Origin of the sequence: Shewanella psychrophila (assembly GCF_002005305.1) — a bacterium.
In the GTDB taxonomy this organism is placed as follows: domain Bacteria; phylum Pseudomonadota; class Gammaproteobacteria; order Enterobacterales; family Shewanellaceae; genus Shewanella; species Shewanella psychrophila.
In genome coordinates this window covers 657,409-675,645 of the sequence record NZ_CP014782.1, presented here as the reverse complement: position 1 = coordinate 675,645, position 18,237 = coordinate 657,409, and the positions used below count along the sequence as shown (strand labels likewise).

Below are 18,237 nucleotides of genomic sequence, written 5' to 3'. Positions count from 1 at the left end.
AGACCACATTGCCCATATTAAGGATAAGTTTGAGTAAAATTACATCAACCAAGTCTCTGTTAGCCGGTGCCCTTTCACTTATTTTTTGTGCCACCGCACCAATGGCTTTTGCAAACAACGATCTTCCCGATCTGGGTACAGCAGCCGTCAATACCTTCAGTCTCGAAAAAGAAACCATCTATGGCGATGCGTATATGCGGGTCATTCGCTCCTCAGCCCCTATGCTCAACGACCCGGTACTCAGCCAATATTTGACTGAATTAGGTAATAAATTAGTGGCCCATGCCACAGGCGTTAAGACCCCCTTCTATTTTTTCTTATTAAGAAATGATGAAATCAACGCTTTTGCTTTCTTCGGAGGACATGTTGGTGTTCACACAGGTTTGTTTTTAAACGCCGACAATGAGAGCCAAATAGCATCGGTACTTGGCCATGAAATTACCCACGTTACCCAAAGGCACTTAGCCCGTTCAATAGAGGCCCAAGATAAGAGTTCAACCGCAACAATCGTCGGCATGCTAGGGGCAATACTCCTGACAATAGCCTCGCCACAGGCGGGAATGGCAGCACTGGCCACCACACAAGCTCTATCGACTCAAGCCAAGATTAACTTTACCCGAGCCCATGAAAAAGAAGCCGACAGAATAGGCATGCAAATTTTGGTAGATGCAGGCTTCGATCCCAACGGCGCCGCAGATTTCTTCGCTAAGCTTGCCACTCGCTACCGTTTCACCAGCAAACCTCCACAGATGTTATTGACTCACCCACTTCCCGAGTCACGAATTACTGAAGCCCGCTACAGAGCCGCCCAGTATCCACACAAGTATATTCCGGATAATATCGATTTTCAGTTAGCAAAAGCGCGTATTCAGGTCAGGTTCTCCAGCTACAGTGAAGAAGCCGCCCTCGCCCTATTCGACAAACAGCTCAGAAAAAGAACCTATACTTTCAAAAATGCAGCCCTTTACGGTAAGGCATTAGCCTTATTTAGAGTTAAGCGCTTCGATGAAGCCGAAGAAATAATAGATAACCTATTGAAAGAAAAAAGAAATAACTTATTTTATCTCGATACCAAGACAGATTTGTTAGTTCAGCGAGAAGCCACAGATGAAGCTATTAAGCTGCTCGAGGCACAACATGAGCTTAAACCCTCTTCTCAAGTGATTAACACTAACTTGGCCCATGTGTATATAGAATCAGGCAAACCGACTAAAGCTATTCCCTTACTCGAAGAGCTCATTTTCTTAGACAAGCAGAATCAATTGCCTTTCTTCTTACTCAGTGATGCATATCGAAAGACAGGCAATAAAGCCATGGAGCACTTTGTTAAAGCCGAGTCTATGGCCCTGGGAGCAGACTATAAAGGCGCAATAGACCAGCTTAATTTCGCTTATCGATTGTCCGAAGAAAAACCACTACAACTTGCCAGAATCGAGGCTAGAATTCGACAATTCAAGCAAGCTAAATCTGCAATAGAGGCACTACAGTAACAATGTACTAAAATCGGTGATTTTACGTCGAGATCACCGATATTTTATCTGTGTTTACCCCTTCAGCACACCAGTATCATGAACGATTCCTGTTAAATAAAATCCCAATTAAACCTAATTTCCAGTATGATGTCGGCAATATTTGCATTCGGACATTAGCTCATGACTATGGTCAGTATTATTCATAACCCACGTTGCTCTAAAAGCCGTCAAACCCTTGCTTTATTAGAGGAAAGAGATTGCGAAATTCAGATAGTTGAATATCTGAAATCCCCTCTCAAAAAAAGTGAGGTTGAAAGTATACTCACTAAGCTTGGTTTAAATGCCAGAGAATTGATGCGCACCAAAGAGACTGAATATAAAGAGCAAGATTTAGCCAACACAAACTTGACTGAAGAGCAGCTCATTCAAGCTATCGTCGATACCCCTAAATTGCTTGAACGCCCCATAGTACTGGCCAACGATAAGGCCGCTATCGGCCGTCCTCCCGAAAATGTTCTTGCGATTCTATAAGGTTTTTGAATGAATTCGACTCGTTTGTTTCAACTATGCCGTGCTGGTTATCTAGCATTAGTGTTAATGCTCGGCGCTTGGTTTGCCAATAAGGGGATCACGGGAGAATATTCTCTGGTATTTACTGCGATGTGGATCATCCCATTACTCTTTCCCTTGAAAGGCATTATCGAAGGAAAGCCCTACACCTATGCCTGGGCCAGCTTCATCATCTGTGTGTATATGCTCCACGGCCTTACCTTACTTTACGTTACAGAAAAGTATTTTGTGTTTGCTCTGGTAGAGGTACTCCTACTGGGTGCTCTGCTGATAGGCTTTCCATTTTATGCCCGTATTCGTGGCAAAGAATTGGGGTTAGGGTTAAAGAAAAAGAAGTAATCAGGTCAATGACTAAACACAGTAAAAGCGCCTCAGGGCGCTTTTTTGTTACTAGTCACTCACAGATACCTAATGTCACAAGAATGCCCAGAGAAAACTCGTGCTTGAATGTTAAATCTCGTGTTATATTTTAGTTAAAACAATCGTTAAATAATAATTAAACTAATTAATAACGGGAGTCCCCTTAGATGTGGAAACTTAACACGCTTACCCTAGCCAGTGTTTTAGGCCTAACAGCCTGCGGCGGTGGTAATTCAGATGGGGACAACAACACACCTATCGATCCACCCCCTCCTAATTTGAATCGATGCGAACAGCAAACTCAATTAACGGTTACCTCTACCTCTTCTGTCCTAGAATTTGTCAGCGAGCCTGCCTATACCGCTAATCAATCCGCCGCCATAATCGCAAAAATAGGTGATACAGATAGTAAAGATCTTGCTTTCAATTGGCTGCAAACAGCTGGTCAGCCCCTTATATTGAAATCGGTAAAAAGTCCTATTTTAGCCTTCCAGTTTGCCGATGCTGGAGACTATAGCTTCTCCGTTAATGTCTCAGGCAACGGCATGTCCTTCAATGAAACACTCAATATATCAGTTTCGGCAATGACCAGGACTCAGTTCAATGTCCGCAGCGACCAACAGGTTGTTGAAGGTAACGATGTCAGTGTCAGAGCAGATAGAGTGGGAGCTCTGGCCGATCAAATCCCATCGGATCTGAGCTGGTGTATCGCATCCGGGCCCGAACTCAATATCGATACCAGTAATATTGAACGCCCTCAATTTAAGGCGCCCGCAGTTGACTCAGATACTATCGCCATATTAAGAGCAACAGGGAATGTCGATGGAGAAGAGGTTATTGATGAGGTCCTGACCCTAATCACTAATGAATCAGGTATAACCTCACCCTATTTCGATAAGCCTGTTGCCCGTACATTTACCTATAGAGAGAGCTCAACCTATAAAAACGCACTCAATTCATGCGTTTATTCAAATCAACTCTTGTCGCCTTGTTCGATCCAGACATTACCTCTACTGGGCCAAACGATCTCCCTCTCTGAAAAAGAGAAGATAATGGAAAGAGTCCAGGTATCTCATCAGTGGATGGGAGAAAATTTCGAAACATTTCTCGATAATATGGATCCTAACAGTGACTTTGCTCAACTTTTACAGTCGGTGACAGCGATAGTGATCAGTTACGATATTCGGCCATCATTTTACTGGGTGGTCACAGGCGCTATTTACTTAGATCCAACAGATCTTTGGTTACTCGCCGAAGAGCGTGATGTGATAAACGAAGCCGCAGATTTTCGTAGTGCATTTGGCAATCAGCTTGGCTTTATCATGCCCTGGCGTTATGTAAAAGATAATGCCTATGTATCATACTCGAGCCCCAGAGAGCTTAGAACCGATCGCACCATGGTCCAGATGAGCCCAGACCTATCCTCACTCTTGTTCCATGAACTCGCCCATGCCAATGATTTTTTCCCAAGTTCAATTTACGACACAATTCCTGTCGATAACCAAACCTTGTTAGATCACTATAATCGCCGCACTGCGGCTGACGAATTAATATCCGATCAAGTCACGAACTTATATCCCCTCTTGAGCAACGAGATGTATAGCCTCGCCGACGTCAGTTTCAGAGGCGAAACTGCCACAGCTGCGCAGCAAGCTTATCTGCCAAGTGACATCACAGGCTTCTTCTCCGATGACAATGCAACAGATTATTACGCTTATTCAACCAGCCGTGAAGATACTGCCATGTTGTTCGAAGAAGCCATGATGAGTTACAGATATGGAATAATGCGTGATGTTGGCATTACTGATAACCCGGACAACGCCACCGCGTTCAGTATTACAGTTGACTGGGGACAACGCGGACGCATCGGTGAGAAAAGTTCTGGCTCTACGATCCCTCAAAGAGCGGCCTTCGTTATCAATCAAATTTTACCTACATTAGATGGCAGTCAGCTTATCGGAGATTTACCTTTGCCAATCCAGATGACTCAAGGCCAGTCTTGGTTAGAGAATCTAACGATTTCATCTCAGTTGTCCCTGGCTCTGCAGAAAATGTCCCCTGCGCAGTCAACCGCTCCTAACGTACCTCAAGAACAACAATTTATCCCCGAATTGAGGATAAGCGGTGACAGGCATAAGATGAACGAAAGCCAATAATAGGCATAAAAAACTGGTAATAATACCATTCCATATAATTATCTGGTCAGTTCAGAGACGCTCAGTTTTTCAATTCTAGGCGCATTGATGAGAAAATGGTTATTCCCTTTATAAGTCAGTGCACACCGAAATGGAAACACTGAGAGCCTCACGCAGTGCGGCTGATGTTTAAAGCAAAGGGCAAAGCCCTTTATGCTACGTTGAATGTTCTTGATATACGACTGCATGGATGCAGGAGGTAGAGCAACGCAGGAGCTTGTTGCCGAGAATAACTATTAGCTTCAAACATTCGCAAGTCACATGGATGTGGTGAATGTCTATATTGCAGGAGCAAATATAGACCTTGCCTACAGTGCTTTGAACTCCCGCTGAATGATCAGATACTTACTCGGAATGATATAACCTGAGCCATTACCAATTTTTCATGAGTGTAATACCGATTGGTATCGTTACAACCTAAGCATCTTCTTAACGAAAGGAATGGTTAGCTTACGCTGATGCACGAGTGAATCTTTATCTAATTTATCGAGCACATCAAACAGGGTTCTCAAATCTCTGGCTAAGCGATTGAGTAAGAAACGCCCCACATCTTCCTCGAGTTGTAAGCCTCGCATGGCAGCACGTCGCTGCAGCGCCGCTAATTTCTCTTCATCGGCCATAGGTTGTAACTGATAATTGAGGCCCCACTGCATGCGAGAGACAAGATCAGCAAGAACAAAACCAGAATCCGTGGGCGAAACACTGGCACTAACGATTAAGCTGCAGTTGTTATTTTCAGAGACTCGATTATACAGGTCAAAAATAGCTTCTTCCCACAAGGGATGCCCAGCGATTGCATCGACATCATCGATACAGATCAGGTCTAACTGCTCTAAGCCTTCTAATAAGGCGGGTGAAATACTGGCATGTATCCCTAATGGTAAATAGAAACTACTTCTTTGAACATCGTTCGCATGAGCACAAGCAGCATGCATCAGATGAGTTCGGCCAGACTTGACAGGCCCCCAAAGAAAAACAGCCTGATGAGCAGCTCCTTCAGCGCAGGCTTGTAAGCTTTGAATAAGCTCATCGTTGCCCGCCGCGGGATAGTAGCTGTTAAAGGTCTCATCATCGGGTAGATGTACAGGCAAAGACAGTTGCAGTGGTGAGTTAGATTTCACTCAGATAATTCTCAATTACACGGGTAACACTTAAGCTCTCATTTTAACACGAGTACCTAAAGATTCATATTACGGGCTAACCTCGCCAACGATACTCAGGACCATGCACTTCGTTAGAAGGAAGTGGATCGAATCCATCATCAGTCACTGGCATAGCTTCATCCAAGACACTGACTCTAGGTTCAAGTTTCATTAATCTGCGCAGATCTTCTTCAGTACCAAACAGATCTAATTTAAACTTAGCCGAAGTGCCTTGCAATTGAGTCAGCTGAACTGATTTTACGGCACTGAGTTGCTTGAAGTATTTTTCAATTTCAACCAGTTGCTTCAATTCAGTAATATCAACAAAAGTCACATAACTATCGAGTGCACTGCCGGAATCTGCAATTGCATAACGTCCGACATAATACTCACTCACTCCCGCGATAATTTCCTTTACGGCGGTATCGATATCATTGACCGTATTACTTTTGCTCGTTAAAGGACTCAGCGAGGTTTCGTCACTGGATTTGGGGTATAAAGCAAAATTATATTTGGTGGACTCTCCGCGGGTATCGATAGACGCCATGACGAAATAATCTGCCTGATATCGCTGTGATGCCCTAGCAACTTGGTCGACAAACTTACCGCGGATATCATTGAGAGTTACATTCATATTGTCATCGAGATCCATGACTGGAAACAGTAAAGGTACCCCGTTTGATTCTGAAGCCGATTGAAATAGCTCCCGGCTATCAAGCACAGATTCATCGTTAACGATCTGTCTTGCTTCTGCATCGTCTTCAACTAGCCAGATCAAGGTCAAAGGCCTCTGTTTGCCCCAGACAGGTAATTGAGCATCTCTCAATAGCTTGATGATGCGTTGATGATCGAAACTTACCTGTAAATAAAGCTCGCCGTCGACCTCTTTGTAACCAAACTGACTGAGCAAAGAGGAAGGATTTTTCACCTTGGCCTGAACACTGGGATGAGAGATCGATGCTTTGGTTCCTGAGTTTTTAAGCACCACTTCCCTCAGCCCAATAGAAATGGCTTTTTGTCGCAGGGCAACGGAACGGGACTCAACCGAAACTAAGGTTTCATCGAGTTGATTAACTTCGGCAGCACTCACTACATTGGCCTGTAACAATAAATAGCCAACACAAAAAATCGAAGAGTTTAATAAGGTTTTCAGCATCTTCACTGTTCTAACGGGAGACAAGATAGCAAAATTGTATCACATCTTTGTTCACTCCAGATCATTCACTTGGCTATTTCATCGTTTCTATGGCGTTTTTTGTTTTTACATAAAACTCAAGCAAGTGCGAGACTAATTACTATTAAAATTGTCCCATACTGTTAACATTAGCCTGGTACCCAATAACAGAGATAATAATGAAAAACTTTTCCCTCGCCCTTCAAGGGGCTCAAATGCTATTTGTGGCTTTTGGCGCCTTGGTATTGATGCCTTTATTGACAGGATTAGATACTAATGTTGCCCTGTTTACCGCAGGTATAGGCACACTGGTTTTCCAGTTAATCACTAAGAGACAGATCCCGATTTTTCTCGCATCTTCATTCGCTTTTATAGCCCCTATCATGTACGGCGTTCAAACTTGGGGGATCCCATCGACCATGGGCGGGCTAATGGCAGCCGGTGTTGTCTACCTAATTTTAGCCAGTCTGGTCAAAGTTCGAGGGGATGGCTTCATCAAGCGTTTACTTCCCCCCGTCGTTATCGGACCCGTTATCATGGTGATTGGTCTGGGCTTAGCTCCGGTCGCCGTCAATATGGCCATGGGTAAGAGTGGTGATGGCTCCCTCGTTTTAGTGGAGCAAAATATCGCGTTAATCATCTCACTCGCAGCTTTACTTACCACAATCGGCATCGCCATATTTGCGAAAGGGATCTTCAGATTGATGCCTATCTTAGCCGGTATTGTAGTGGGTTATGGCTTAAGTCTCGGTTTTGGTATCGTCGACTTTACCCCTGTCGCTCAGGCCAGTTGGATAGCCATGCCCAATTTCGTCACCCCAGAGTTTAACTGGCATGCCATCGCATTTATGATCCCCGTAGCCATCGCGCCAGCCGTAGAACATATCGGCGATATACTTGCTATCTCAAACGTCACAGGTAAAGATTATCTGAAGAAGCCAGGGCTGCACAGAACCCTTGCTGGTGATGGTGTGGCAACCATTGCCGCCTCAGCCTTCGGTGGACCGCCAAATACCACCTATTCGGAAGTGACTGGTGCTGTCACGCTCACCAAGTCGTTTAACCCGGTGATCATGACCTGGACCGCCATTACCGCGATTATTCTCGCTTTCGTCGGTAAGCTCGGCGCGATCATGTTGACCATACCCGTCCCAGTGATGGGCGGTATCATGTGTCTATTATTTGGATCTATCGCGGCGGTAGGGTTAAATTCACTGATTAAGAATCAGGTGGATCTCACTGAGCCAAGAAATCTCTGTATCGTCGGTGTGACTCTGGTCTTCGGGATCGGTGGCATGGCCTTCGGAATAGGCTCATTTAGTCTGACTGGGATCAGCCTCTGCGGAATAGTCGCTATCACCATGAATCTGTTACTACCAATGCCTAATGACTCTGATTCCTAAAGACTCTGATGTCTAAAAATCAGACCCGGAAGTGACTTAATATTCATTGTTATGATTGTTACTCCCATAAAAAAAGCCTTTCATTTGAAAGGCTTTTTTGGCTGACTCGCTTCACTAAAACTAAGCGTTATCTTCAGAAGCATGCTTTGCAGCTGTTTCGATGATTAGCGTCTGCAGCTCACCCTTTTGATACATTTCAGTCAAGATATCACAACCACCGATCAACTCACCTTCAATCCAAAGCTGTGGAAATGTTGGCCAATTCGCGTATTTAGGCAACTCAGAACGAATTTCTGGATGCTGTAGAATATCAACAAACGCGAATTGCGCATTACAGTTGATCATGATTTGAGCAACTTGAGACGAGAAGCCACAGCTAGGTAATTTGGGAGAACCTTTCATGTAGACTATGATTGGATTTTCGGCGATTTGTGCCTTGATTTTCTCTACTGTTTCATTTGTTTCCATTTCAATTCCTAAACTGCACACACAATTACTAATAATTTATCCTATTGTACTTCAGGTTTACCCAGAACTAAAACCTACTTTTTAAAGGGTTATTAAATATAAACATTTTTATTGATTTAATCGAGAAATTGCAGATACTGATAGGGAATTTTCAAGTAGAATTAGATTCTAGAAATATAATAAACCTAACTTAGAGTGGAGCAACTCATGGCTTTTGAACTACCAGCATTACCTTATGCTAAAGACGCACTAGAACCACATATCTCCAAAGAGACGATTGAATTTCATTATGGTAAGCATCACAACACCTACGTCGTTAAGCTAAATGGCCTAGTTGATGGTACTGAACTTGCTGAAAAAAGCCTTGAAGAGATCATCAAGACCTCAACTGGCGGTATCTTCAACAATGCTGCACAGATTTGGAACCACACTTTCTACTGGAACTGTTTATCACCAAATGGCGGCGGCGCAGCAACGGGGGCAGTAGCTAAGGCTATCGATGAGGCATTTGGTTCTTTCGAAGCGTTCAAGGCTAAATTCACCGATTCAGCAGTAAACAACTTTGGTAGCGCTTGGACTTGGCTAGTTAAAAATGCTGACGGTAGCGTCGCTATTGTTAATACTAGCAATGCTGCAACACCACTGACTGATAGCAGTGTTACGCCCATTATGACGGTTGATGTTTGGGAACATGCTTACTACATTGATTATCGTAATGTACGTCCTGATTACATGGCTCATTTCTGGGAATTGGTTAACTGGGATTTCGTTAACAAAAATTTCGCGTAACTAGCCGAAAAAGTGTCTGGATAAAACCTAGCGCACAGACAATAGGGAGCCATTTCGGCTCCTTTTTTTATGCTTCTCGACAACTTCCACTAAAATGCCCTCGACTTACAAGTGCGATAGTTGCATTTGCAACTGTTTCTCTTTGTTTTATTTGACTTTTTTATGACGCAGTTCATTTTTAAGGTCTAATATTAAAAGTAGGAGACTAGTTTTCCGTTATCGCTTACACACTTTTTAGGCGTTTCAGGGGGTGGAATATGGGCATTTTTGAGCATTACCAACAGCGCTACGAACAGAAACTCGACGAAGAGTATTCACTGCAAGAGTTCTTAGAAATCTGTAAACAAGACCGAAGTTCCTATGCATCGGCTGCCGAACGGTTGCTAATGGCTATCGGGGAGCCTGAAGTCACAGATACTTCTAAGGACCCAATTCTCAGTCGAATTTTCTCAAACCGGCTAATTTCCCGGTTCCCAGCATTCAAAGATTTTTATGGTATGGAGGATGCCATAGAGCAAATAGTCGCTTACCTTAAACATTCCGCACAAGGTTTAGAGGAATCGAAACAGATATTGTACCTTCTCGGTCCCGTCGGTGGCGGTAAGTCCTCACTTGCTGAAAAGCTGAAAGACTTGATGCAGAAAGTGCCTATTTATGTACTTATGGCTGATGGCGTCAGAAGTCCTGTTAACGATCACCCATTCTGTGTATTTAACCCAGATGAAGACGGTGAATTGTTACTCAACGAATACAAGATCCCCAACCGCTACCTGAAATGCATCATGTCGCCCTGGGCGGTAAAACGTTTGCATGAATTTGGCGGTGATATTTCAAAATTTAGAGTGGTAAAAGTCTTTCCCGCCATTCTAGATCAGATGGCCATCGCTAAGACGGAGCCTGGAGACGAGAACAATCAAGATATCTCTTCCTTGGTCGGTAAGGTAGATATTCGCCAGCTCGAGCATTTTGCCCAAAATGATGCTGACGCTTACTCATACTCAGGTGCCTTGTGTCGTGCAAACCAAGGCATCATGGAGTTTGTCGAGATGTTCAAAGCACCTATCAAGGTACTTCATCCGCTACTGACAGCAACCCAAGAGGGCAACTATAATGGTACAGAGGGTCTGTCAGCCCTACCCTACAGCGGCATAATCCTAGCCCACTCTAACGAATCAGAGTGGACAACGTTCAGAAATAATAAGACTAATGAAGCGTTTCTGGATAGGGTCTATATCGTTAAAGTGCCCTACTGCTTGAGGATGTCAGAAGAAATACAGATCTACCAAAAGTTACTGTCTAATTCTGAACTCTTTAATGCCCCTTGTGCACCAGGTTCACTGGAAACCTTAGCTCAGTTCAGTGTGCTATCCCGTATCAAGTCACCAGAAAATTCATCCATTTACTCTAAGATGCGTGTTTATGACGGTGAAAGCCTGAAAGATACCGATCCTAAAGCAAAATCCTATCAAGAATATCGTGATTATGCTGGTGTAGATGAAGGGATGCAGGGCTTATCGACTCGTTTTGCCTTTAAAATATTATCTAAGGTATTTAACTTCGATCATAGTGAAATAGCGGCCAACCCCGTTCACCTCTTCTATGTGCTTGAGCGCCAGATAGAGCAGGAACAATTTCCCACCGACACCGCCGAACGTTATCTGGAATTTCTCAAGGGGTATTTAATCCCTAAATATGTAGAGTTTATCGGTAAAGAGATACAGACAGCCTATTTGGAATCTTACTCCGAATATGGACAAAATATTTTTGACCGATATGTTACCTATGCAGATTTCTGGATACAAGATCAGGAATATAGAGATCCTGATACCGGTCAGCTATTCGATCGTTCGGCACTTAACGCTGAACTAGAGAAAATTGAAAAGCCAGCCGGGATCAGCAACCCCAAAGACTTCAGAAATGAAATAGTCAACTTTGTATTGCGGGCTCGGGCCAATAATGAGGGATCAAATCCTCTTTGGACCAGCTATGAAAAGCTCAGAACCGTCATCGAGAAGAAGATGTTCTCTAATACGGAAGATCTGCTGCCCGTTATCTCTTTCAATGCCAAAACATCCACAGACGATCAACGTAAACACGATGATTTTGTCAATCGTATGATGGAGAAAGGCTACACCAAGAAGCAAGTCAGACTCTTATCTGAGTGGTACTTGAGAGTACGTAAGTCTTCTTAAAATAGACTGGCCGGAAGCAATATTCGCTTCCGGCAATAGTTTAGGAGGTGCGCATGGCGAATTTCATAGATAGAAGACTCAATGCTAAAGGCAAGAGTACGGTTAACCGTCAACGATTTATCAATCGCTACAAGCAACAGATTAAAAAAGCAGTCAGTGATGCGGTGACACGTCGTAGCGTTACCGATGTCGATAAGGGCGAAAAAATAGGTATTCCAACGAAGGACATCAGTGAGCCTTCATTTCGCCAAGGACAAGGTGGAGTAAGGGACCGAGTCCATCCAGGTAACGATCAATTTATTAGAGGAGACAAGATTGAACGTCCGCCTTCCGGTGGAGGACAAGGATCGGGTCAGGGGGACGCTTCCGATTCTGGAGAAGGCGAAGATGATTTTGTTTTTCAAATTTCGAAAGATGAATACTTAGAACTCCTCTTTGAAGATTTAGAACTGCCTAATTTACAGAATAATCGCCTTAATAAATTAGTTGAATATCAGATATATCGCGCTGGTTTTACCAATGATGGTGTCCCTTCTAATATCAACATCGTCCGTTCATTGAGGTCCTCACTGGCAAGACGTATCGCTATGTCTTCGAGTAAGAAGAAATTACTCGGCGAGCTAGAGAATGAACTCGAAGAACTCGAGAACACCCCCGGAGCCGAAGCTGAGCGTATACTATTTTTAAAAGAACAAATTGAAGAACTAAAACAGAAGATAGCTAAAGTCCCCTTTATCGACACATTTGATTTAAGGTATAACAACTTTGCTAAACGCGAGGTACCCTCGAGTCAGGCCGTCATGTTTTGTTTAATGGACGTTTCAGGCTCTATGGATCAAGCAACAAAAGATATGGCTAAGCGCTTCTATATCTTGCTATACCTCTTTCTCACCCGCACTTACAAAAATTTAGACGTTGTCTATATTCGCCATCATACTCAGGCAAAAGAGGTCGATGAACATGAGTTCTTCTATTCTCAGGAAACCGGCGGCACCATAGTCTCCAGTGCATTAAAGCTAATGCACCAGATACAAAAAGAACGTTATCCTGAGAGTGAATGGAATATCTATGCGGCGCAGGCATCCGATGGAGACAACTGGGCCGACGATTCACCCGGCTGTAAGCAATTGCTTGAGAAACAACTATTACCCGTAGTGCGCTACTTTAGTTATATAGAGATCACTAACCGTGCTCACCAGACACTGTGGCGTGAGTATGAGGGCCTACAGAAGTCTTTCGATAACATAGCCGTACAGCATATCAAGCAAGCCGAAGACATTTACCCAGTGTTTAGAGAACTCTTCAAGAAACAAGCTGTATAAGGGGGCGTTATGGATAACAAGAAAAAGAGAACACCGCTCGATGACGGGCCTGATTGGAACTTTGAACTACTTCAGGAATACTTAACCGAAATAGAGAGGGTTGCAGCCCACTACAAGTTGGAGTCCTACCCTAACCAAATTGAAGTGATCACAGCTGAGCAGATGATGGATGCCTATGCAGGTATCGGCATGCCCCTTGGTTATACTCACTGGTCCTTTGGTAAGAAATTTATTGAAACAGAACAAAGCTATAAACGCGGTCAAATGGGACTGGCCTATGAAATAGTGATCAACTCAGATCCCTGTATTGCTTATTTGATGGAGGAAAATACCATTACAATGCAGGCCCTGGTGATGGCTCATGCCAGCTTCGGTCACAACAGTTTTTTTAAAAACAACTATCTGTTTAAAACCTGGACCGATGCTAGTTCCATCATAGATTACCTCGTCTTTGCAAAGAACTATATCAGCCAGTGCGAAGAGCTTCACGGCGTTGAACAAGTCGAACTGATCGTCGACTCTTGTCACGCCTTGATGAACTACGGAGTCGATAGGTATAAGAGGCCGAGCGAAATTTCATTTAAAGAGGAACAGCTCAGACAAAAAGAACGTGAAGAATACCTTCAGAGCCAAGTCAACGATCTATGGCGCACCATACCTCAGGCTCATCAGGAACACACAGAAAAAACTAAATTTCAATTTCCTGAAGAGCCACAGGAAAACATTCTTTATTTCATTGAAAAACATGCCCCGCTATTAGAGCCATGGCAAAGAGAGATAGTAAGAATAGTGAGGAAGATGGGTCAGTACTTCTACCCTCAGAAACAGACTCAGGTAATGAACGAAGGTTGGGCTACATTCTGGCATTACACCATACTCAACCATCTATATGATGATGGGAAAGTGACAGATAGGTTTATGATGGAGTTCCTACAGAGCCATACCAATGTGGTTGTACAACCAAGCTACAACAGCCCTTACTATAATGGGATCAATCCTTATGCGTTAGGATTCAACATGTTTATCGATATCAGACGGATCTGTGAAAATCCAACCGATGAAGATAGAGAGTGGTTTCCGGACATAGCCGGCAGTGATTGGTTAGAGACCCTGCATTTTGCCATGCAGAACTTTAAAGATGAGAGCTTCATCAGCCAATATTTGTCACCCAATATCATCAGGCAATTTAAACTGTTTGGTATTTTGGACGATGATAAGAAAAACTATCTCTCAGTTTCTGCTATCCATGATGAGCAGGGATATAAAGATATACGCCAGATGCTTTCACAGCAATACAATCTATCGAATTTGGAACCTAATATACAGATAGAACAAGTCGATATCACCGGCGATCGCTCTCTAACCCTACGCTATATCCCGACTAACCATATCCCTTTGGCCAAAGGTTGTCAGGAAGTCGTCAAACATCTGCATCGTCTCTGGGGGTTTGATATCAGATTAGAAGAAGTTAACGAGCATGGGGTCACCACTATTATCGCTGCTTGTCCCGATAAACAAAAGGAGTCAGATGACGTTTAGTTCCATAAAAATTAACCACAAAAAAAGCGCCATTCGGCGCTTTTTTAATTCACATACAAAAATTATGCGAATTTGAAATCAACATGCTCAATAAGAGGCTTGAATGCATGACGCTGCATTGCCTGCACACGAACATTAACGTCTTTACCATCAACAGCGATAGTCAGAACGTCCGTGTAAAATTCTTTGTTTTCTTGGATGTTAATGATATCTTTTTGGTCAAACTTGATAGAGATAGACTCTTTACCAGCACCATAGATAACAGCAGGAACTTTATTCGCATGACGTAGGCGGCGGCTCGAACCTTTCCCGATTTCAGTGCGGATTTCAGCAGAAATTGTGTAAGACATGTTTTTCTCACTTAAAAATAAAATTAGTTTCAGAGTGTCCCTACTTTCGACCAGTAAGGACGTTTAAACGCGGCGGAAGTCTACCATAACAATGCAGGGCTAACAAACTGTTTTATTAAGCGCTTAGGTGGAGATTAATCCTCTATCATGTCCAGGTGCGTATAGGCCCTGTATCAACATGAATAAATCCAGATCTAGGGTAATAACCGACACCACCTAATTTAAGCTCAATGGCCGCATCACGAAGATCACTCAACTTCACATCTTCAATCGCGATATCCATAGCCATGCCTTTCATATGATAACTTTTCTTGGCAACAGCGCTACTCTTAGCCGCTAACATGGCATTGGTTTTAGGAGAGCGATATCCAGAAATAACATTGAATTCCTGCTCTATATTGAGTGACTCCTTGAGCTTAAATAGCAAGTCATAGAGACGCTTATCCATAGGAGCAGATTCATTGCGTCTATGATCTCTCAGGATATGGCTAAAGTCTGACAAAATCTCACTTTGATAACTTCCATCCACCCAATAGCTTCCCTGCCCGCGCTCCCCCGTATGCAAATTATGAAAACCTAGAGTACGAACTCCTTTCGTCGAACGACTTGCATAAACTTTAGAAGGAACCATCGAAAACATTGCAGCGCCACTAAGACCTAGCAACAACTGCCTACGAGTTGGACATACTACAGACACACTACCACCATTGATTAATATTCAAGCAAAACAGCGAACAAATTAAACTGAAAACTGCCAAATATCAAGTTAACAATAATAAAGGTATAAATGAATAGTGACGCACTCATGGAGACAGATGAGCCGATGCCGAGTTAAGTGTAGAATTTTTATGGTATATATCATTTCTAAATTGGGCTACTCCCAATTTATCGACCCAAGCGGTCCAGTAAACTAAATGAACGGGTAAGCTCTGATCCAAAGAAAACCATTGGGTTTTTTGACGCTCAATCTGCATATCAACCCAGGTTTGCTTATCTGTCACCAAATTAGATGCCATCCAATTAGCTAGCCCCTCGACATTTTCAATACGTATACACCCAGATGAAAGCGCACGGTTGGACTCTTCAAACAACGCCTTGTCTGCAGTATCATGAAGATAAACACTGTATTTATTCTCAAAATAAAACTTATACCGCCCTAAGGTATTCTCCTTTCCAGGCTTTTGAACCAAGCGATAGGGAAAACGTCCATGAGCTAAATCTTGCCACTCTTGGGCAGTTTTACTCACTAAAAGCCCCTGACTATCGAAAACATTAAAATTTCGAGCCCGAATATAACCACCATCCTCCCTGACTTTAGGTAACAGATCCCGAGTTAATAAACGCCTAGGTACACGCCAGCTTGGATTGATCACAAGGTTTGAAATTCGACTGCTTAACAAGGGAGTCTGACGATAGGGTTTACCCACTATCACCCGAGACTGTAACGCCACTTGGCCATTGTCGATAAGTTCTAATTCGAATGCTGGAATGTTAATGATTAAAAAGCTAGGCTCAATTGAGGCTAAGTAACTAGTCTTATTTATAAAGTTAATGGCTAACAACTCAGCCCGTTTCACTGGTTTAATATTGATCCAGCGAAGCGTTTCGGGGCCAATAATTCCATCTAGTTTCAACCCATGACGCTGTTGAAAGTGCCTAACACCGTTTTCAACATTGGCATCAAACAGTGTATTGACAGGATTGTATTCCCTTAAATCACCAAACCCTTTTAATCTACGACTAATTTCAGACACTAAGTTATGCTTATCGCCCAGCTTTAACCAAGAATTGGACACTAACTCACTCCAGTCCCCTTTCTGCTCCAGCCACAGCAAGTAACGGATTTTATTACTGGTAGCTAGATAGTCCTTAGAGATTGGCTCCAGGGAAAGAACCTGTTGGAACAAATTATCCGAGCCTTTCAAGTTCATTGCGTTAGTAGGGACCCCTAGAGATGCCCAAAATTGCTCTAGCTCAGACTGAATCCGCTGTACCCTAGCCAGTTTTAATTCCATGGCGCCTAAGGTTAATGCCCTATAATCTTGTTCAATTTGTGTTGATGGTTTAATTAAACGTACAAATTGAACTTGATAGAGCAAAGAGTTTAATGCTGCTTCTGAGTGCTCCATAGCAAGTAGAGGCTTGGTACTGAGCAAGATAATCAAGAGGACAAACACTTTAGCACTCGCACACCTTGCAAACATAAATTCACCTCCATGATCGACTAATACAACCTCTGAACTCTTTAGCTTTATACATATCTCGCTAGTGGTTTAAGTATGGCAAAATTTACGATATGCAGAATAGAATACGAAAGGAGAATAATTTAAGACCAATCAAAATAACGCTATGAACACTCAGCTAGAATTTAGTGCTACCGAGGCGAGGCATTGATCTTGCGTATATGGCATTCACAACATATATGTTGCTAGCAACGAGCTTAAACTTGGTTATTTTACGTTTAAGCTCGTTAACACCGAACCGGAAGTGTTAATACTCGTGTTTAGACTTGAATGAACTGACTCATTGAAATTAGCTTAACGTTGCTCGAACAACCTCAGTCTCACCTGAACCTGGAAAATATTTAAGTTGCCAATTTTCAGAACCTTTGGAGCGGTCATCAGCTATATAATTATAATAACAATACGAACCACCACTGATTGAGGAGCCCGAACCATACCAATAAATGATATCGGTCTCGCCACCAAATGAAGCATCAGCATGAGGAGCTAACACATAGTCATCACCTTCAAGTAGCCCTTGCCACACTTCTTTACAACTATCACCAGTTAATATAGTCCCATCACCGCCATTAGTTGTACTCAAGGGATAACCTGTAAAACTCGAATCTACTGTTCCATCACCATAGCAGTCCAAATCTTCGACACGAGCACTGACTCCCGATGCAGCCCAGCAACTATGATACATAGTCACTCCAGATTTAAATGCACCAAAAACACCTTTAGCAGCAGAATCATGGGCATCCTGACCTAAATTAATAAATTTAGGTAAAGCGACAACCGCTAAAATACCTAAGACAATGATAACAACCACAAGCTCGATAAGGGTAAAACCTTTATCATCCCCACCTTTCATCACACCCAACCTTCTACTACCTACACAAAACACAGTGTATACATTATATCTCGCTCAGACTTTCAGTGTCACTAACTTGATAGCAAATAACTCAAATACTTAACCTATTCACAGAACAAAATGGTTTAAACACATCCACCTGAAAATAGGGAAGTTATCAAATTC

Annotated in this window: 16 protein-coding genes; 9 read left to right on the top strand and 7 right to left on the bottom strand. The window is 43.0% G+C overall.

Translation table 11 applies throughout. The features are described from left to right. Positions 1 to 29 precede the first annotated feature (29 nt). The 4 genes from bepA (at position 30) to sps_RS03070 (ending at position 4,558) form a co-directional block, all read left to right on the top strand. Positions 30 to 1,490, top strand: a complete 1,461-nt coding sequence (gene bepA / locus sps_RS03085) for a beta-barrel assembly-enhancing protease (RefSeq protein ID WP_077751165.1) — start codon at positions 30 to 32, stop codon at positions 1,488 to 1,490. A gap of 162 nt (positions 1,491 to 1,652) precedes the next feature. Next, positions 1,653 to 2,003 carry an arsenate reductase (glutaredoxin) gene (gene arsC, locus sps_RS03080; RefSeq protein ID WP_077751164.1) on the top strand — a complete coding sequence of 117 codons (351 nt, stop codon included), beginning with the start codon at positions 1,653 to 1,655 and terminating at the stop codon, positions 2,001 to 2,003. A 9-nt stretch (positions 2,004 to 2,012) separates the two neighbouring features. Then, on the top strand, positions 2,013 to 2,381 hold the full coding sequence (locus sps_RS03075; protein ID WP_077751162.1) for a DUF2069 domain-containing protein: 369 nt from the start codon (positions 2,013 to 2,015) through the stop codon (positions 2,379 to 2,381). 188 nt (positions 2,382 to 2,569) lie between these two features. Beyond that, positions 2,570 to 4,558, top strand: a complete 1,989-nt coding sequence (locus sps_RS03070) for a hypothetical protein (protein ID WP_077751161.1) — start codon at positions 2,570 to 2,572, stop codon at positions 4,556 to 4,558. A 449-nt stretch (positions 4,559 to 5,007) separates the two neighbouring features. Here sps_RS03070 and hda read toward each other — a convergent pair whose 3' ends face one another. Together hda and sps_RS03060 are read right to left on the bottom strand one after the other, a co-directional pair. Continuing rightward, positions 5,008 to 5,718, bottom strand: a complete 711-nt coding sequence (hda, locus tag sps_RS03065; RefSeq protein ID WP_077751159.1) for a DnaA inactivator Hda — start codon at positions 5,716 to 5,718, stop codon at positions 5,008 to 5,010. A gap of 76 nt (positions 5,719 to 5,794) precedes the next feature. Next, complete coding sequence (locus sps_RS03060) at positions 5,795 to 6,895, bottom strand: DUF2066 domain-containing protein (protein WP_077751157.1); 1,101 nt, start codon at positions 6,893 to 6,895, stop codon at positions 5,795 to 5,797. A 197-nt stretch (positions 6,896 to 7,092) separates the two neighbouring features. Here sps_RS03060 and sps_RS03055 point away from each other — a divergent pair, with 197 nt between their 5' ends. Continuing rightward, positions 7,093 to 8,316, top strand: a complete 1,224-nt coding sequence (locus sps_RS03055; RefSeq protein WP_077751155.1) for a uracil-xanthine permease family protein — start codon at positions 7,093 to 7,095, stop codon at positions 8,314 to 8,316. A 120-nt stretch (positions 8,317 to 8,436) separates the two neighbouring features. Here the strand turns inward: sps_RS03055 and grxD are convergent, their stop codons facing one another. Next, positions 8,437 to 8,784 carry a Grx4 family monothiol glutaredoxin gene (grxD, locus tag sps_RS03050; RefSeq protein ID WP_077751153.1) on the bottom strand — a complete coding sequence of 116 codons (348 nt, stop codon included), beginning with the start codon at positions 8,782 to 8,784 and terminating at the stop codon, positions 8,437 to 8,439. A 207-nt stretch (positions 8,785 to 8,991) separates the two neighbouring features. Between grxD and sodB the strand changes: the two genes are divergently transcribed. From sodB to sps_RS03030, 4 genes are all read left to right on the top strand, one after another. Further along, positions 8,992 to 9,573: a superoxide dismutase [Fe] gene (gene sodB, locus sps_RS03045; protein ID WP_077751151.1), complete on the top strand. Its 582-nt coding sequence runs from the start codon at positions 8,992 to 8,994 to the stop codon at positions 9,571 to 9,573. Between the two features lie 257 nt (positions 9,574 to 9,830). Next, positions 9,831 to 11,765, top strand: a complete 1,935-nt coding sequence (locus tag sps_RS03040) for a PrkA family serine protein kinase (protein WP_077751150.1) — start codon at positions 9,831 to 9,833, stop codon at positions 11,763 to 11,765. Between the two features lie 53 nt (positions 11,766 to 11,818). Beyond that, entirely contained in the window at positions 11,819 to 13,087 is a 1,269-nt protein-coding gene (locus tag sps_RS03035) for a YeaH/YhbH family protein (protein ID WP_077751148.1), read from the top strand. 9 nt (positions 13,088 to 13,096) lie between these two features. Then, a complete protein-coding gene (locus sps_RS03030; protein WP_077751146.1) occupies positions 13,097 to 14,626 on the top strand; it encodes a SpoVR family protein in 1,530 nt (509 codons plus the stop codon). A 62-nt stretch (positions 14,627 to 14,688) separates the two neighbouring features. Here the strand turns inward: sps_RS03030 and rplY are convergent, their stop codons facing one another. The 4 genes from rplY to sps_RS03010 form a co-directional block, all read right to left on the bottom strand. Further along, positions 14,689 to 14,976, bottom strand: coding sequence for a 50S ribosomal protein L25 (gene rplY, locus sps_RS03025; RefSeq protein ID WP_077751144.1), 288 nt, complete (start codon positions 14,974 to 14,976; stop codon positions 14,689 to 14,691). Positions 14,977 to 15,121: 145 nt separating this feature from the next. Beyond that, positions 15,122 to 15,673: a peptidoglycan L,D-endopeptidase MepK gene (gene mepK, locus sps_RS03020; RefSeq protein ID WP_077751143.1), complete on the bottom strand. Its 552-nt coding sequence runs from the start codon at positions 15,671 to 15,673 to the stop codon at positions 15,122 to 15,124. A 106-nt stretch (positions 15,674 to 15,779) separates the two neighbouring features. Next, positions 15,780 to 17,180 (bottom strand): L,D-transpeptidase family protein, encoded by a 1,401-nt coding sequence (locus tag sps_RS03015; protein WP_077751141.1) that lies wholly within the window; start codon positions 17,178 to 17,180, stop codon positions 15,780 to 15,782. A 328-nt stretch (positions 17,181 to 17,508) separates the two neighbouring features. Beyond that, positions 17,509 to 18,072, bottom strand: coding sequence for a prepilin-type N-terminal cleavage/methylation domain-containing protein (locus sps_RS03010; RefSeq protein ID WP_077751139.1), 564 nt, complete (start codon positions 18,070 to 18,072; stop codon positions 17,509 to 17,511). Positions 18,073 to 18,237 lie beyond the last annotated feature (165 nt).

Excerpts from the sequence above, each read along its gene's own strand:
- sps_RS03015 (WP_077751141.1), bottom strand. The coding sequence starts at position 17,180 with ATGTTTGCAAGGTGTGCGAGTGCTAAAGTGTTTGTCCTCTTGATTATC.
- sps_RS03055 (WP_077751155.1), top strand. The coding sequence starts at position 7,093 with ATGAAAAACTTTTCCCTCGCCCTTCAAGGGGCTCAAATGCTATTTGTG.
- sps_RS03040 (WP_077751150.1), top strand. The coding sequence starts at position 9,831 with ATGGGCATTTTTGAGCATTACCAACAGCGCTACGAACAGAAACTCGAC.
- grxD (WP_077751153.1), bottom strand. The coding sequence starts at position 8,784 with ATGGAAACAAATGAAACAGTAGAGAAAATCAAGGCACAAATCGCCGAA.
- sps_RS03030 (WP_077751146.1), top strand. The coding sequence starts at position 13,097 with ATGGATAACAAGAAAAAGAGAACACCGCTCGATGACGGGCCTGATTGG.
- sps_RS03060 (WP_077751157.1), bottom strand. The coding sequence starts at position 6,895 with ATGCTGAAAACCTTATTAAACTCTTCGATTTTTTGTGTTGGCTATTTA.
- sps_RS03070 (WP_077751161.1), top strand. The coding sequence starts at position 2,570 with ATGTGGAAACTTAACACGCTTACCCTAGCCAGTGTTTTAGGCCTAACA.
- arsC (WP_077751164.1), top strand. The coding sequence starts at position 1,653 with ATGACTATGGTCAGTATTATTCATAACCCACGTTGCTCTAAAAGCCGT.
- sodB (WP_077751151.1), top strand. The coding sequence starts at position 8,992 with ATGGCTTTTGAACTACCAGCATTACCTTATGCTAAAGACGCACTAGAA.
- sps_RS03035 (WP_077751148.1), top strand. The coding sequence starts at position 11,819 with ATGGCGAATTTCATAGATAGAAGACTCAATGCTAAAGGCAAGAGTACG.
- rplY (WP_077751144.1), bottom strand. The coding sequence starts at position 14,976 with ATGTCTTACACAATTTCTGCTGAAATCCGCACTGAAATCGGGAAAGGT.
- sps_RS03010 (WP_077751139.1), bottom strand. The coding sequence starts at position 18,072 with ATGAAAGGTGGGGATGATAAAGGTTTTACCCTTATCGAGCTTGTGGTT.
- sps_RS03075 (WP_077751162.1), top strand. The coding sequence starts at position 2,013 with ATGAATTCGACTCGTTTGTTTCAACTATGCCGTGCTGGTTATCTAGCA.